Below are 15,674 nucleotides of genomic sequence, written 5' to 3' on the forward strand. Positions count from 1 at the left end.
CTAAAGCTTAATTTCCAAATCTGATAATGGCTTGGCTAGGCAAGCATAAGTCCAACCTTGCGCCTGCTCTTGCTCAGTTAACCAAGGCTCCATGGCGCCGTATATCACCTCGCCCTTAACTCGTTGACAAATGCAACTTTGACAACCGCCTGTGCGGCAACGATAGGGAAAAGCCACATCCTGTCGGATCGCCGCAGCCAAAATGGTTTCGTTTTCAAAAATGTCGAATTCTACCCCATCTGGTAGCAATCTGGCTTTAAACATTTAACATTTTGTTCATTTTTATCGCTTTAATGGCGTTTCTATGCCTAAATCATCCCAAATCGCATCGATACGCTGGGTCACTTCGGCATCCATCACAATGGGCTCGCCCCACTCTCGATTGGTTTCCCCCGGCCATTTATTGGTCGCGTCTAGGCCCATTTTGGAGCCCAAGCCAGAAACCGGCGAAGCAAAGTCAAGGTAATCAATCGGCGTATGGTCAATCAGAGTGGTGTCACGGGTTGGGTCCATCCGAGTTGTGATCGCCCAAATCACATCATTCCAATCTCGCGCATTAACGTCATCATCACAAACAATCACAAACTTGGTGTACATAAATTGGCGCAAGAATGACCACACCCCCAGCATCACACGCTTGGCATGACCTGGGTATTGCTTCTTGATAGTGACCACCGCCATGCGGTATGAACACCCTTCAGGAGGCAGGTAAAAGTCTACAATTTCAGGAAATTGCTTTTGGATTATCGGCACAAACACTTCATTTAGCGCCACCCCTAAAATCGCGGGCTCATCGGGTGGACGGCCGGTATAAGTACTGTGATAGATCGGGTTTTCCCGCATGGTGACATGGGTGACGGTAAACACAGGGAACTCATCCACCTCATTGTAGTAACCAGTGTGGTCGCCATAAGGCCCCTCAGGCGCCATTTCATCTGGATACAAGTAGCCTTCTAACACAATTTCAGCACTGGCAGGCACTTCTAAATCGTTTGAGATACTTTTCACCACTTCGGTGCGCCCACTCCGTAACAAGCCCGCAAAGGCGTATTCACTTAAGGTATCGGGCACTGGAGTCACGGCACCTAAGATGGTGGCAGGATCGGCACCTAACGCCACCGAAACCGGATAGGGTTGGCCAGGGTTTTGCTGCTGAAATTCACGAAAGTCGAGCGCGCCACCACGATGGGATAACCAACGCATAATCAGTTTGTTCTTACCTAGCACCTGCTGGCGATAAATACCTAAATTCTGACGCTTTTTATTGGGACCTCGGGTAATGGTTAATCCCCAAGTCACCAACGGAGCCACATCGCCCGGCCAACAGCGCATCACAGGTATCTTGGTTAAATCGACCTCGTCACCCGCCAGCACAATTTGCTGACATGGGGCTTTGGATAATTTCTTAACCGGCATATTCAGTACTTGTTTAAAGATGGGGATTTTTTCCCACAACTCTTTTAATCCCTTCGGCGGCTCAGGCTCTTTTAAGTAAGATAACCAAGTGCCCACATCACGCAAAGCAGATACTTCTTGTTGACCCATACCCAAAGCAACGCGCTCTGGGGTACCAAATAAATTAGCCAGTACGGGCATGTCATAGCCCACTGGGTTTTCAAATAATAATGCTGGCCCCCCGCCCTTCAAGGTGCGGTCTGCGATTTCGGTCATTTCAAGATTGGGATCAATCGGCTGACTGATCCGTTTTAGTAAACCACGTTGCTCAAGCAGCGCAATAAAATCTCGTAAATCTTTATACTTCATGTGCGAAAACCTGTGTTGCGAAGGCAATAGTATATACTCAAGCAAAAATTAATTCAGAATTTGCGTGAGGAATGAAAAGTCAGACGAGAATACGGCCAAGCAAATATTTTAGCTTAAAACAGATTAGCGCTGCGGCACTGGACCATAGTTTTTGCGGATATCATCCAATTCAAACAATTGCTTAATTAAACGTTTGGCTTCCGGTGAAGTATTCAAGAACAAACTGAGCCAAGCATTTTGGGTATCTGTGTTGGCTGGATCCCCCTCGGTCACCAAGATAACGAGGCGAGAGAGAATATTATGATCCGTTAGCTGGGCTAACACCTGCGCGGCCACTTCACCCATTTCCTCATTAGCAAGGGCGCCCACTAAGTAGGTTTCCGCTTGTTTCGGCATAGGTTTTAGCTCAGCCATCAACTGCCAAGCATGTTCGGTTAACTCAGGGTTTTGTGCTGCGATCCAGAGTAAATCAAATGCTTGCTCTGCCGGATAATTGTGCTTTACCCACCAAGCCGCCTTCATACTGTGTTGATCAACCGGCCGCAGCCATAAGCGACGATAGAGATCCTCACTGCCATTGAGCATGGCCATGTTAGCGATCACTAAATTGTCGGGGAAAAAGATGTTCGGATCATCAAACTCACGCTCTAACCACTGCAAACGTTTCGGGTTTTGCATGGGTAAAACCTTAACCAGAGACTCTTGCTGATCTTCAATATAAGGATTGTTGCTATTAAAGATGGCTTTAACATCTAATTGCCCTTGGCTTAACTGACGATGAAACGTTAAGTGTTGGTTATTCACCCGCCATCCTCGCAAAGCGGCGCGAGCCAGAGCGGGATAATCAAACGCAGGCTCACTTACCACAAAATCATCATTTCGTTGTTCTATCAATACATGAGGGCGTGATTGGGATAACTCGACTAACCAATGGCGGAGCTTGTCATTAATATGGTCCATTGCCATGGCTTCTTTACCCACCAACAGCAGCAGGTACTCATATTGCTCACGTGGCATGCTTTCCATGTTACTGATTACCTGATTAATTTCACCTTGCTCAAGCAAGGGTAATAGCGAATTAAATCTGTCTTTTAGGTGAGAGCTGCGTTCAATCGCAGCAACGCGCGAGCCATCAATGATAAAGGTCGTATCATGATTAGTACTGGAGACATTTGACTGGGCAACAATCGGCAAGCTAAACAACCAAACAATCAGCCAGATCCATTTGGCGAAAGTCGCTTTGGTGAAGGCCATTAAACACATCCTAATTCGGCATTTACCACTCTAGTGTGCGCTTAATTTAGCAGAAATACAAACAAGGGGGAGATTTGGCGGGTCAATTTTAAAGGGAGGTCACAAAGACCTCCCTCACCAATGAATTACGATTTTTGGCGCTTCATCGCTTCAAAAAACTCGTCATTCGATTTAGTCATCGACAATTTATCGATCAAGAATTCCATCGCATCGATTTCACCCATAGGATGGATGATCTTACGCAGGATCCACATCTTCTGAAGTTCTTCAGAGGTGGTGAGCAATTCTTCACGACGCGTACCACTGCGCGTAATGTCGATCGCTGGGTAGACGCGCTTTTCTGCAATCTTACGGTTTAAATGTAACTCTAAGTTACCTGTACCTTTAAACTCTTCGTAGATGACTTCGTCCATCTTCGAGCCAGTGTCGATTAGCGCGGTTGCAATAATGGTTAAGCTTCCGCCTTCTTCAACGTTACGAGCAGCACCAAAGAAACGCTTAGGACGGTGCAACGCGTTTGCATCCACACCACCTGTCAGTACTTTACCAGAACTTGGGATCACGGTGTTGTAAGCACGGGCTAGACGGGTGATAGAGTCGAGTAAGATGATCACATCTTTCTTATGTTCAACCAAGCGTTTCGCTTTTTCAATCACCATTTCAGCCACTTGAACGTGACGGCTAGCTGGCTCATCAAAGGTAGAGGCAACCACCTCACCACGCACTAGGCGCTGCATTTCGGTCACTTCTTCTGGACGTTCGTCAATCAACAACACCATCAGCACAGCATCGGGATGATTAAACGCAATGCTCTGAGCAATGTTCTGTAACAACATGGTTTTACCCGCTTTTGGCGGTGCCACCACCAAACCACGTTGACCTTTACCTATCGGTGATGCCAAATCAAGAATACGTGCAGTAATGTCTTCGGTGCTGCCGTTGGCGCGCTCCATACGCAAACGCTCGTTCGGATGGATCGGCGTTAAGTTTTCAAATAAAACTTTATTGCGTGAATTCTCAGGCTTGTCGTAGTTGACTTGGTTTATTTTCAACAAGGCAAAATAACGCTCACCTTCTTTTGGCGGTCTAATTTTGCCAGCGACCGTGTCACCTGTACGCAGGTTAAATCGACGAATTTGGCTTGGCGAGACATAGATGTCATCTGGACCAGCAAGGTAAGAACTGTCTGCGCTACGTAAGAAACCAAAGCCATCTTGAAGGATTTCTAACACACCATCGCCAAAAATATCTTCACCGCTTTTAGCATGAGCTTTTAGAATCGAAAAGATAATGTCTTGTTTACGTAAGCGAGCTAGGTTTTCTAGCCCCATTGATTCACCCAGTTTGATTAACTCAGGTACGGGGGTATGTTTAAGGTCGGTAAGATTCATAGTTGTGGGGTTTCAATGTGAGAACTTGAATTAAGGGGTTAAATAATAGTAAATAAACAGGTTACAAAGGAATTGCTGTTTGGAAATAGATTATCGGGTTGTAAATTAGCACTAAAACGCCAAGGCGTCTACTAATTCACCAAAAACAATTAAAACTTAATCACAAATTTGGCTAAAAAACGGCCAGCACTTCGTTGTGATAACGATAAGACATGACCGTTAGCTGTCATTTTGTAATTAGATGTTGTCGTCAAGAAACTCTTTTAATTGAGTCTTAGACAGAGCACCGACCTTAGTCGCTGCAACTGCACCATCTTTAAATAGCAGTAATGTAGGGATACCACGAATACCAAATTTCGGTGGAGTTTCGCTGTTTTGGTCGATGTTTAATTTACCCACCGTCAATCTGCCTTCATACTCAGCAGCCACTTCGTCTAAGATCGGGGCAATCATTTTACAAGGGCCACACCACTCTGCCCAAAAATCAACCAATACCGGTCCGCTGGCATTAACCACATCTGCATCAAAGCTTGCATCTGTAAGCTGAACTATCTTGTCACTCATTTTTTACTCCAAAAAATTTAGCTTCTGATGGATTTTTATCCATAAAGAGTTGCCTTATTTGAATAGATCCTGTTTCTTATTGCAAGCTTTACCTGATATGCTAACTAACTATGAGCAAAACACACTTAACAGAACAGAAGTTTTCAGACTTTCCACTACGTGCTGAAGTTATTTCTGGATTAGAAGCCAAAGGCTTCCACAACTGCACTCCGATTCAGGCGCTTAGCCTTCCTGTTGTACTTGACGGCAAAGACATTGCTGGCCAAGCGCAAACCGGTACAGGCAAAACAATCGCTTTTTTATCGGCCGTTTTCCATCACCTTTTAGAAAACCCAGCTCCAGAGGGCCGTAAACAAAATCAGCCTCGTGCGATTATTATGGCGCCAACCCGTGAACTGGCCATCCAAATTCATAACGATGCGGTGACGATGGCGAAAAGCTGTCAGCTTAGCCTCGGTCTGGTATACGGCGGTGAAGGCTATGAGAGTCAACGACAGCAATTAGAAGATGGCGTTGATGTCCTCATAGGGACCACTGGCCGTATCATTGATTATTTCAAACAAGGTACCTTCTCCCTTAATGCCATTCAATGTGTGGTATTAGATGAAGCCGACCGTATGTTTGATCTTGGGTTTATCAAAGACATACGTTACTTGTTCCGGCGCATGCCTGAGGCAAAATCACGCCTTAACATGCTGTTCTCTGCCACGCTATCATTTCGTGTGCAAGAGCTCGCCTTTGAACACATGAACGACCCTATCCACGTTAAAGTGGAAGCCGAGCAGATGACAGGCACACGGATTAAACAGGAATTATTCCGTCCGTCAAATGATCAAAAAATGCGTTTATTCATGACGTTAGTTGAAGAAGAATGGCCAGATAAAGCCATTGTTTTTGCGAATACCAAGCATAAGTGTGAGCTGGTTTGGGGTCAACTGGCGGCCGACGGTCATCGTGCCGGATTACTCACTGGTGATGTGCCACAGAAAAAACGTCTCAAAATTCTTGACCAGTTTACTAAGGGTGAGTTGGACTTTTTAGTCGCCACAGACGTGGCCGCACGCGGTTTACATATCCCATCGGTAACCCATGTCTTTAATTATGATTTACCGGATGATGCCGAAGACTACGTACATCGTATCGGACGCACCGGGCGTGCTGGTGAAAAAGGGATTGCGATCAGCTTGGCCTGTGAAGAGTATATTTTTAATCTTCCCGCCATTGAAGACTACATCAAAGATGAAATTCCAGTCAGTGAGTTCGATGAAGACGCATTACTGGATGACCTTCCCCCACCGTTGCGTTTGCATAAAGCGAAGTCACCTAATTCGCAAAAATTTAGAGACAAATCGCAAAGCAGAAAGCAAAATCAGCACAGAAATCATCGGTAAACCTCGGCTCATGATCTTGGTTTACCCATTGCTGGCTTAATCGTTAAGCCAGCCTATTTTGTAGGCCAACCTTCAGTTGCTCTAACAAATAAACTGATAGTGAACTGATAGGTGAACGGATAGGTGAACAAAGTGAGCAGTAAATCTCCCCTCTATGCCGCGATTGATCTTGGCTCTAACAGCTTTCACATGCTCGTGGTGCGTGAAGTTGAGGATGCCATTCGCACTCTGGCCAAAGTTAAACGTAAGGTTCGTTTGGCAGACGGGTTAGACGATGACCTAGTGTTAAGTCACGAAGCCATGGTGCGCGGTTGGCAATGCCTTAGCCTGTTCGCTGAGCAGCTACAAGATGTACCGCCAGAAAACGTCCGCATTGTGGGGACCGCTACCCTCAGGTTAGCGAAAAATGTGGATATGTTTATCGAACGTGCCGAACAGATCCTACAAAATAAGATCAACATCATATCTGGATTAGAAGAAGCCGAAACCATTTATTATGGGGTGGCGCAAACCAGTTGTGGCGAAGGTAACCGCTTGGTCATCGACATAGGTGGAGCCAGCACTGAACTCGTGGTAGGCAAATCATCCCAAGCCTTGTTACTTAACAGTCTAGACATGGGGTGCGTCACTTGGCTGAAACACCATTTCAAGGATCAAGCCCTCACTCACAACAACTTTGAGGCTGCCATTAACGCCGCCAAAGCCAAGCTACAGCCCATCGGCCAAGAATACCTTAGCTTAGGGTGGCAAACATGTTTAGGCGCTTCAGGCACGGTGCAATCACTGCAAAGCATACTTAAGGCCCAAGGTTTAAGTGAGCAAGTCACACTCGAAAAACTGCAAGAATTAAAACAGCAGAGCATCGATTGCGGCCACATCAACCAACTGGCATTACAAGGTCTGTCCAGTGAACGCTTGGCAGTCTTCCCTAGCGGTTTGGCGATATTAATCGCGATCTTTGAATTTTTTGAAATAGACACCATGACCTTAGCGGGAGGCGCCCTCAGAGAAGGCTTAATCTATTCCATGCTGGGCGAATCTAAATACCCAGGTGTACAAGAGCGCACCCTAAGAAGCCTGATCAGCCGTTATCAGCTCGATCAAAAACAGGCCAGCCATGTTCGTAGTACCGCCAGTCTGTTATACCAAACCTTAGTGAGCCAATCACAGCAAGACGACATTAGCCTGACCATGCTCACCAGTGCAGCAACCTTATACGAAATTGGTTTATGCATTGAATATAAAAAAGCCCCGCAACATGCGGCTTACATTATCGACAATATCGATCTGCCCGGTTATACCCCGGCGCAAAAACAACTGCTTGCCGCCTTGCTGTTTAACCAAAGAGGCAAATTACAGCTTGAGATGTTTAACCAGCAGAACGCGCTAGAAGTGGCGCAAGCCATCCAACTGTGCCGCTTATTACGCTTGGCCATTATTCTTTGCATGCGTCGCAGTAAAGGTTCAATCCCTGAGCTTACCTTAGAGTGGCAACGCGATGTGATGTGCTTATCTTTACCCCATGGCTGGCTAGAAGGACATGCCTTACGTGCGGCGGAATTAATGCAAGAGGTGGAGTACTTGGCAAAATCCGACTTGAAACTCAACGTCATTGAAGTTGATAAGATATAAACAAAAAAACCGGCGAGAAAATACACCTCACCGGTTTGACCCCCTGTCAAATCAGGTTAACGCGAGATTAAGCTGCGCTCGAAACGGTAATCGATCTAATTCCTTTTCAACGGCTAACTGCGCTTTTTGAATATGTTGTAATTGTAAGCCGGGCTGAGTTTTTAGATCATCTAATTCAAGCTGGATATGCAACTCTCGACCCACCTTAGTCAGCCCCGCCAAACGAAATTGCACTGGGCTTTTACCATCTAGGCTATGCACACATTTATCGACCTGCTTTTCTAAGCTTTCATCGGCTTTCATGTGTAAAATTTCGCGCACCGCTTGCGACACCATCTCAATAGGCATCCGCAGGAAGTAACAGCTTACCAATAACATCATCACTGGGTCGGCATAACGCGCCCAAGGCGCCAATGGCGAAGATTGCAACAATGCCGAAATCACAAAGCCAATCAATACCGCTAAGCTTAAATAGCCATCCATTTTCCACTGTGCGTTTTCGGCATGAAGCAGACTCGAATCAACCCCTTTTGAAGCGCGTGTTAAATAGGTGAAAATAACAAAACAACCCACCGTATTAATAACACCAATCAGCAAGGAAATATTCACATCTATGATACGGCCTCCTTCAAACAGAGACACAATAGCACCATAAAATGCATAGGCACAAAGGAGGAAAATAACACTGCCTTTGACGATCAACACTAAGGGTTCAATGATCGCTCGGCCGAATGGAAATGCTTGATCGCGAGGAGCGTCAACTATTCTGACTGCCAAAACCGACAATAATGTCAAAGCAACACTCACCAGAGAATAGAAACCATCAAACGCGATAACCAAAGACCCCAGCATTAAGCCGAATACAATAGACATGATTGCAAAAAAAGCCGCCAACCATGCCGATAAAATCAGCAAACTTCGCTCTTTATTTGCGCTGTTACTCATAAATCCCCCAACACCATAAGATGTTAAGAGTGTCTGCTCAAAACGAACAATGATCAAAACAAGAAAGAGATAATAAGCGTTCAAAAAACAGCCAAAGATTGTTATTCCTTTATAAACAACAGGTTACAATGAGATTATTGCGACAACATTTTTGACGCTCAGCGATAGCTTTTTTGAACCCCGATCGACGCCAAACCATTTTAGGCTAAATAACAAACGATTTTGCCACCGTATTAGCAACGGCGGTTGGAGTTGCAGTCATGCAGCGATAAATGGTGAGAAACAATAAACCAAATCGCCCCATTACTGGGGCTGCTACCAATCATTGAGCCCCACAAGGCACGGATTTAATAAGAAAAGAGGTATTCGGTGACGCGTTCAGCTAACCACTCCATTGCGGGGTGGTTTTGTGAATAATCCGGAGTGAGCAAACAGAATTCTTCCTGCACTAAACCATAGGAGTGGCGGATCACCGCCAGTTTTTCTTCGCGCAAAAAGGCTTTGATCAGGGGCTCAGGCAATACCCCCCAAGCCGATTCACGCAAGATAGCATCCAGCATGTGCTCAAAACTGTTAAAGCCGATAAAGCGGCTGGCCATTGGCGCTAATTCAGGGTTTTCTTTTAGATTCAGGTACGCCAAACACACCTGCAGTTCACGGCGTAAGTCGAAATCTTCTACGCGACGCATTTTGGCTAGCTTATGCTCAGAGCGACATACCGACATCATACGAATTTTACCCAGACGCTGATACTTTAGGCTGGGCATGTCGTCCAGCACATAATCAATGCCAAAGGCATAATCGACTTGCTTGAGCTCTATCATCGACGCCAAGTCGCCACTGGATGCCTGCACTAAGCTAAAAGAAGTGGCCGGGTACTTTTTACTCAACTCGAGAGAAGTATCACGCCAGAAATCACCGGGTAATGAATCGTCACGGGCAATCCAAATTTCTGCGGCAAAGGTTTCTTCCCTCGCCTGACACATATTACGGATCCGATCAGCGGTAGAAACCAAGTTTTCACAATCGCGTAAGATGGTTTTACCGGCTTCACTTAACGCCAAGCGATTGCCGGTTCGAACAAATAAATCTACTCCCAGATCTTTCTCTAAACTTTTGATCGCCATGCTAAGGCGGGTACGGTTGCTGTTAAGCAATCGCGCCGCCTCGGCAATCGAGCCGGATTCAGCCACCCGACAAAAGATATCAACCTGATCCAGATTCATGTTGGGCGCTTATTACTCCGCTGCCTCATCAACCTTGGCTTCATTGAGCCAAGTCGCGACATCTTTAGCAAAGTAAGTCAAAATGCCATCTGCTCCCGCACGTTTAAAGCATAATAGCGACTCCAACACACATTCACGCTCTTTTAACCAGCCGTTAGCAATGGCCGCCTTGTGCATGGCATATTCGCCACTGACTTGATACGCAAAAGTGGGCACGCCTAACTCCGATTTCACGCGTTGCACCACATCCAAATAGGGCATACCCGGTTTCACCATCACCATATCCGCCCCTTCTTGAATATCCATTGCCACTTCTTGCAAGGCTTCATTACTGTTGGCAGGATCCATTTGGTAGGTAGACTTATTTGCCCCTTTTAAATTGCCCGCACTGCCGACGGCATCGCGAAACGGGCCGTAATAGTGAGACGCATACTTGGCACTGTAGGCCATGATTTGGGTGTTCACAAAACCGGCTTGTTCTAAGGCATCACGGATTGCACCGATACGCCCATCCATCATGTCTGAAGGGGCCACCACATCAGCCCCCGCCGCGGCATGGGATAACGCCTGCTTAACTAAAATCTCGGTGGTCACATCATTAAGCACATAGCCATTTTCATCTATGATGCCGTCTTGACCATGTACCGTAAAAGGATCAAGGGCCACATCGGTGATCACGCCAAGTTCTGGGTAAACCGCTTTTAATGCACGCACCGCTTTTTGCGCTAGGCCTTTTTCGTGATACGCCTCTTCTGCCATCTCGCTTTTCAATGCAGCAGGCGTCACAGGGAATAATGCAATCGCAGGGACGCCCAATGCCACCAGCTGCCCAGCTTCTTCTAACAACAAGTCGATCGACACGCGGTTTACTCCCGGCATCGACTCCACTGGTTCACAACGGTTATTGCCCTCAACAACAAACATAGGGTAAATCAAATCATTTACGGTCAGCGTATGCTCCGCCACCAAACGACGAGAAAAATCATGCTTGCGTAAACGGCGAGGACGACGGCGAGGAAAATCACCCACAATATTAATCGACACGCTGTTGCTCCTTAAAATGAATAGGGTAAAGTGATCTGCAAGTTATCACACTTAAGGCCAATAATCTGCACTCCCGACGGTATCAGGTTTGCTCCGTCATCGCTTTGTTTTGCTTCATGCTGTCAATAGCAAAAGCGACGACAAACACCCCCACCCCGTAAAGCACATCCTCAGCCATAAACATGGCAATTAAGCTGCAAAACAGCGCCGTGAACCAAGCTAAATAACGCTGCCTGCCCGGTAATAATTTAATCGCGGATAAACCTGCTGCAAGATAAATCAACACAAACACCGCATTGGCATAAGCGAGTAAATGAGCAAATGACCAAGCAAACTGGTGCTTGAGTACCAATATCAACGCGATGGCAAGGGTAACAATCAACACCGCAAACACCGGGCTTTGATTTCGATTCTGCTTGCCTAAGCTCGTCATTACCTGCCCTTTTTCTGCCATGCTAGCCAGCATTCGCGCAAAACTTAAAACATATAAATTCACCGCGCAAAAACAAGCCACAAAGCCGACCAGCGCAATCAGTTTGCCCCCTAACGGACCTAGTGCTGCTTGCGCAATCTGGATCACCGAAAGTAAGTTCGTGGCATCATCACCATAAGCGCCGTATTGCAACACGGCAATGCTTAATAGCACATAGATGGCCGCCGCCATGGCGACCCCCAGCACAACCGCGCGCGGAAAGTCCTGTTTAGGGCGGTTAAATTCATTGGCAACATGGCAAATCGCTTCGATGCCTACAAAGCACCAAAAAATCGCCGCCATTGACTGCCCGACATCGCTCCATTGCAATTCCCCCGACGGCAGTGATGCCTCACTTCGACTCAATGCCACCACACACACGACAATGATGATGCTAGTGACACTGTAACTAAGCCAAGTTTGCAGCCTGACCGAGGTGGTGAGCTTGACTATATTGAGGACAAAAATAACCCCTAACATCAATAGCTCAAGCCACAATGCTAACGACATGGATAGATTAAACAATTGAGCAAAATAAGCAGCCCCCGTTATGATCACCACAGGCGGCCCAATAGGGGCAATAGAAACATACAACCAAGCAAGACTAGCCGCGGCCCGTCGACCAAAGGCTAATTGCACAAAGTGCGCTGTGCCCCCTTGATTGGCATAGGCCCGACCTAATGCAGCAAAAGTAAAGACTATCGGCAAAACCGCCAGCGCCATTAGCGACCAAGCCAGTAGCGAGTAAACACCCGCATAAGAGGCAACCAAGGCCGGCACCAACAACACCCCGGAGCCCAATAAGGTCGCCAGCAACATGCCCGCCCCTTGGTACACAGTAATGCCCTGCTGTGATCGTTTCATAACGCAGAAATTTCATCAAATAGAAAACAATATGCAAACTTATTAGTATTAAGTCAATTTGTGCCTATTGCATTCACTGTGTCGGTTCAATTTTCAATTGAAAACAAATACAAAGCCGCTAAGATTGAGTGGCATGACCGCAATCAAAGTCAAGGCTGCATTGCGTGCCAGTTCAACATCATCATTAGGGAAGCCGATGAAAACTAAATCACTTATTTTGGCAGGTGCGCTTTGCTTGTCCCACACCCCACAGGCCATGGCTGGCGAATGGAATATCTCCTTAGGCGGCTTTTATACTACCTCCAACACAACGATGGACGTAACATCACCACTTGGAGACAGGGATTTTGGCTTAAACTTTGAAAAGGATCTTAAGCTGAGTGAAGACAAATGGTTACCCTATGCCAACCTCAACTACCAATTCAATAACAAGCACAGTATCTATTTTGACTGGAAGCGCCTGCACCGAAACGCAACCCAAGAGCGTATTACCAAACCGTTTGAAACCGACTTAGGCGGCGATACCACTTACATTATTCAAGCGGGAGCGCGGATCAAAACCACATTGAATATCGACATTGCTACCCTCGGCTATGGTTACTCGTTTTATCAAGATGAAAAATGGGACCTTGCTGCCACCTTAGGCATGCATATTATGTGGATTGAGATTGGTCTTAATGGCGAAATGGGAGCTTGCGTTAATAATACTTGCACCGGAGCAGTGCCCATTTTACCCAATACTGAAGCCTTTAAAGACACCACCGCGCCGCTCCCTGATGTGGGGCTTAAAGGCCGTTACCTGATCACCCCCAATTGGGCCCTTACAGGCCAGGCGCAATATTTCTACCTTTCTTTAGACGACCTTGATGGAAGCTTGATAGACCTTAACGGCGGTGTTGAGTACCTGTTTAATGAAGATTTTAGCGCTAGCGCTAAATACGCCTACTATGATGTTGATGCCAAGTTCAAAGGTAATATCTCCGATCTTAAACTGAAATTTAACTATCACGGCCCGATGTTCCAGTTGCACTATCGCTTCTAGAACTCAGGTTTGAATATGTCTTGATCCTCCTTTTCGATCTATACTAACGAAAGGGAGGGATCTACCATGCAGATTGGATCAACTCAAAACCTAAACAGCTCTCCTGCACAGAGCCAACCACCTGCTGCCATTAAAAAGGCTGCAACCCCGCTCGTGCCCCCGCAACAAGAATTTATTAAGTTATCGCAACAGGCCGAACAACTGGCCGAGCAAAATCAACGCCAAAGCCAAACCGATTCGGTTAAGGTCAGTGCTTCCACCGGGCAAAGCCAAGCTCAAGGATCATTAACAGAACAACAAGCAATCGCCTTGTATCGAAAAATAGCCAGTTTACTCTAAGTTCACATGCTAATTGGGCCGAATGAGTTAGCTTAAGTTCAACATAAGATAGGTCGGGGATATATGAAGCGCACTCTCTTAGCTTGTTCTCTACTGATACTCTGGCTAAGCGCTTGCCTCGCCTACGCAGCGTTAACGCCATCCGAACAGCCCCGCCGTCAACTCGAACAACAATTACAGAGCCTAAGTGACGCCCCCTATTTAATGGGTAATAAAATTGACTATGTGCCTTGGCTAGTTGCCTTATACCGACAGCATGATTATCAACCTATTTGGACGCAATGGCAGGACCCCACTCAGCTCATCACAGCGCTTAAAAACGCCGAGCAAGCTGGCTTAAATTCAGCGGATTATTACCTCGCGACATTACAGCAACAGCTCAGCAGCCCTAGTGCCTTTGCACACCTTGGGGTAGCAAACCAAATAAACCTCGACCTGTTAATGTCGGCCGCGGTGATCAAGTTAGCGTTACATCTGCGCCTAGGCAAACTCAAGCCACAACAATTTGAACCCCGTTGGCCGCCAACCTTGCAGCCAGATATGACCGCATTCAGTGATCAACTCGTTCGCCATCTATCGCAACAGTCCTTGGTTGATTTTTTTGCTCAGCAAGAACCCAAACATCCTTTTTATCCACCTCTCAAGGAAGCCCTTGCGCACTATCAAGCTTTAGCGGATCAAAACGCCTTTGAGCCCATTGCATTAAACGTAAGATCACTCAAGCCCAACATGCCCAGCCCAGCTATTCCACTGATTAAGCAAAGGCTCATTGAATTACATCATTTGCCGGCCAACCCAGCGCAACTGGTCAACGTATCCGCTAACGTCGAAACCTTCTTTTTCAACGAGCCACTGATTGAACCCATCAAAGCCTTTCAACGCCAACATGGTCTTGACCCCGATGGGATTATTGGCCCTGCGACACTCGCCGCGCTAAACCTTAGCTACGAGACGCGCGTCAAGCGCATTAAAATGAACCTAGAGCGAATGCGCTGGCTATCATCCCATTTACAAAACCACGAATATATTCTGGTCAACTTGGCCAGCTATCAATTGGATCTGTTCCGCGAACATAGAACCATTTGGCAAACTCACGTCATTGTCGGCAAAAAACGCCATGCCACCCCTGCTTTTAGCGCAACGTTAGCCTACTTAGAATTCAACCCAACCTGGTCGGTACCGCGTAGCATAGTGCGTGAAATGTGGCCCAAGATAGAGCAAGATCCCAACTACCTGTCACAGCAAAACTTCCTTGTTTTAGATCAACAAGGGCAACGCATCGCGCTCAGTGAAAATGATTGGGCCAACTACTCTGGTCGTAATTTTCCCTTCTTTTTACAGCAACAGCCCGGGCCACAAAATGCCCTCGGCCAAGTGAAGTTTATTTTTCCTAATTCATACAGTATTTTTTTGCATGACACACCAGATAAACATTTATTCAACCGTACCCAACGTAACTTCAGCCATGGCTGTGTTCGTGTCGAAAAACCGTTGGTACTTGCTGAGCATCTACTCGCCCCTTTGCCTCAATGGACACCAGCGCGGATCCATCAGGTAGTGAACAGTCAAAAACGCACGCGAATTCAGATAGCACGTCCAATAGATGTTTTTTTATTCTACTGGACGGTCACAGCAAAAGCCTCAGATAACGCCAATAGCCACGACCTCACTCGCGTTCAGTTTCACTTAGACGCTTATAGCAAAGATGCCAAGCTGCTGCACTACTTCTAACTGATGGCCCTTCAA

At 46.6% G+C, this 15,674-nt stretch carries 14 protein-coding genes; 5 read left to right on the forward strand and 9 right to left on the reverse strand.

Annotated elements, in window-relative coordinates:
• The 5 genes from K6Y21_RS06200 to trxA form a co-directional block, all read right to left on the reverse strand.
• Window positions 1-264, reverse strand: coding sequence for a 2Fe-2S iron-sulfur cluster-binding protein (locus tag K6Y21_RS06200; RefSeq protein ID WP_233070913.1), 264 nt, complete (start codon window positions 262-264; stop codon window positions 1-3).
• A gap of 18 nt (window positions 265-282) precedes the next feature.
• Complete coding sequence (ubiD, locus tag K6Y21_RS06205; RefSeq protein ID WP_233070914.1) at window positions 283-1,764, reverse strand: 4-hydroxy-3-polyprenylbenzoate decarboxylase; 1,482 nt, start codon at window positions 1,762-1,764, stop codon at window positions 283-285.
• A 123-nt stretch (window positions 1,765-1,887) separates the two neighbouring features.
• On the reverse strand, window positions 1,888-3,018 hold the full coding sequence (locus K6Y21_RS06210; protein WP_233070915.1) for a hypothetical protein: 1,131 nt from the start codon (window positions 3,016-3,018) through the stop codon (window positions 1,888-1,890).
• Window positions 3,019-3,143: 125 nt separating this feature from the next.
• On the reverse strand, window positions 3,144-4,409 hold the full coding sequence (gene rho / locus K6Y21_RS06215; RefSeq protein WP_233070916.1) for a transcription termination factor Rho: 1,266 nt from the start codon (window positions 4,407-4,409) through the stop codon (window positions 3,144-3,146).
• 237 nt (window positions 4,410-4,646) lie between these two features.
• Window positions 4,647-4,973 (reverse strand): thioredoxin TrxA, encoded by a 327-nt coding sequence (trxA, locus tag K6Y21_RS06220; protein WP_233070917.1) that lies wholly within the window; start codon window positions 4,971-4,973, stop codon window positions 4,647-4,649.
• 110 nt (window positions 4,974-5,083) lie between these two features.
• On the opposite strand from trxA, the gene rhlB reads away from it, so the two are divergent.
• Both rhlB and gppA read left to right on the forward strand, forming a co-directional pair.
• Window positions 5,084-6,364 carry an ATP-dependent RNA helicase RhlB gene (gene rhlB / locus K6Y21_RS06225; protein WP_233070918.1) on the forward strand — a complete coding sequence of 427 codons (1,281 nt, stop codon included), beginning with the start codon at window positions 5,084-5,086 and terminating at the stop codon, window positions 6,362-6,364.
• A 132-nt stretch (window positions 6,365-6,496) separates the two neighbouring features.
• Complete coding sequence (gene gppA, locus K6Y21_RS06230; RefSeq protein WP_349629473.1) at window positions 6,497-7,996, forward strand: guanosine-5'-triphosphate,3'-diphosphate diphosphatase; 1,500 nt, start codon at window positions 6,497-6,499, stop codon at window positions 7,994-7,996.
• 51 nt (window positions 7,997-8,047) lie between these two features.
• Here the strand turns inward: gppA and K6Y21_RS06235 are convergent, their stop codons facing one another.
• From K6Y21_RS06235 to yjeH, 4 genes are all read right to left on the reverse strand, one after another.
• Window positions 8,048-8,941, reverse strand: a complete 894-nt coding sequence (locus tag K6Y21_RS06235; protein ID WP_233070919.1) for a cation diffusion facilitator family transporter — start codon at window positions 8,939-8,941, stop codon at window positions 8,048-8,050.
• A 347-nt stretch (window positions 8,942-9,288) separates the two neighbouring features.
• Window positions 9,289-10,167 carry a LysR family transcriptional regulator gene (locus K6Y21_RS06240; RefSeq protein ID WP_233070920.1) on the reverse strand — a complete coding sequence of 293 codons (879 nt, stop codon included), beginning with the start codon at window positions 10,165-10,167 and terminating at the stop codon, window positions 9,289-9,291.
• A gap of 12 nt (window positions 10,168-10,179) precedes the next feature.
• A complete protein-coding gene (gene hemB, locus K6Y21_RS06245) occupies window positions 10,180-11,211 on the reverse strand; it encodes a porphobilinogen synthase (RefSeq protein WP_432757978.1) in 1,032 nt (343 codons plus the stop codon).
• 82 nt (window positions 11,212-11,293) lie between these two features.
• Complete coding sequence (gene yjeH, locus K6Y21_RS06250) at window positions 11,294-12,547, reverse strand: L-methionine/branched-chain amino acid transporter (RefSeq protein ID WP_233070921.1); 1,254 nt, start codon at window positions 12,545-12,547, stop codon at window positions 11,294-11,296.
• Between the two features lie 196 nt (window positions 12,548-12,743).
• Between yjeH and K6Y21_RS06255 the strand changes: the two genes are divergently transcribed.
• From K6Y21_RS06255 to K6Y21_RS06265, 3 genes are all read left to right on the forward strand, one after another.
• Window positions 12,744-13,589 carry an outer membrane protein gene (locus tag K6Y21_RS06255; RefSeq protein WP_233070922.1) on the forward strand — a complete coding sequence of 282 codons (846 nt, stop codon included), beginning with the start codon at window positions 12,744-12,746 and terminating at the stop codon, window positions 13,587-13,589.
• A gap of 66 nt (window positions 13,590-13,655) precedes the next feature.
• Window positions 13,656-13,928 carry a hypothetical protein gene (locus K6Y21_RS06260; protein WP_233070923.1) on the forward strand — a complete coding sequence of 91 codons (273 nt, stop codon included), beginning with the start codon at window positions 13,656-13,658 and terminating at the stop codon, window positions 13,926-13,928.
• Between the two features lie 63 nt (window positions 13,929-13,991).
• Complete coding sequence (locus K6Y21_RS06265) at window positions 13,992-15,659, forward strand: L,D-transpeptidase family protein (RefSeq protein WP_233070924.1); 1,668 nt, start codon at window positions 13,992-13,994, stop codon at window positions 15,657-15,659.
• The last annotated feature ends 15 nt before the right edge of the window (window positions 15,660-15,674 follow it).

This window comes from Motilimonas eburnea (assembly GCF_021295345.1).
Lineage (GTDB): Bacteria > Pseudomonadota > Gammaproteobacteria > Enterobacterales > CBDFNC01 > Motilimonas > Motilimonas eburnea.

Excerpts from the sequence above, each read along its gene's own strand:
- K6Y21_RS06240 (WP_233070920.1), bottom strand. The coding sequence starts at position 10,167 with ATGAATCTGGATCAGGTTGATATCTTTTGTCGGGTGGCTGAATCCGGC.
- K6Y21_RS06260 (WP_233070923.1), top strand. The coding sequence starts at position 13,656 with ATGCAGATTGGATCAACTCAAAACCTAAACAGCTCTCCTGCACAGAGC.
- K6Y21_RS06210 (WP_233070915.1), bottom strand. The coding sequence starts at position 3,018 with ATGGCCTTCACCAAAGCGACTTTCGCCAAATGGATCTGGCTGATTGTT.
- ubiD (WP_233070914.1), bottom strand. The coding sequence starts at position 1,764 with ATGAAGTATAAAGATTTACGAGATTTTATTGCGCTGCTTGAGCAACGT.
- K6Y21_RS06235 (WP_233070919.1), bottom strand. The coding sequence starts at position 8,941 with ATGAGTAACAGCGCAAATAAAGAGCGAAGTTTGCTGATTTTATCGGCA.
- K6Y21_RS06200 (WP_233070913.1), bottom strand. The coding sequence starts at position 264 with ATGTTTAAAGCCAGATTGCTACCAGATGGGGTAGAATTCGACATTTTT.
- K6Y21_RS06265 (WP_233070924.1), top strand. The coding sequence starts at position 13,992 with ATGAAGCGCACTCTCTTAGCTTGTTCTCTACTGATACTCTGGCTAAGC.
- K6Y21_RS06255 (WP_233070922.1), top strand. The coding sequence starts at position 12,744 with ATGAAAACTAAATCACTTATTTTGGCAGGTGCGCTTTGCTTGTCCCAC.
- rhlB (WP_233070918.1), top strand. The coding sequence starts at position 5,084 with ATGAGCAAAACACACTTAACAGAACAGAAGTTTTCAGACTTTCCACTA.
- yjeH (WP_233070921.1), bottom strand. The coding sequence starts at position 12,547 with ATGAAACGATCACAGCAGGGCATTACTGTGTACCAAGGGGCGGGCATG.
- trxA (WP_233070917.1), bottom strand. The coding sequence starts at position 4,973 with ATGAGTGACAAGATAGTTCAGCTTACAGATGCAAGCTTTGATGCAGAT.
- rho (WP_233070916.1), bottom strand. The coding sequence starts at position 4,409 with ATGAATCTTACCGACCTTAAACATACCCCCGTACCTGAGTTAATCAAA.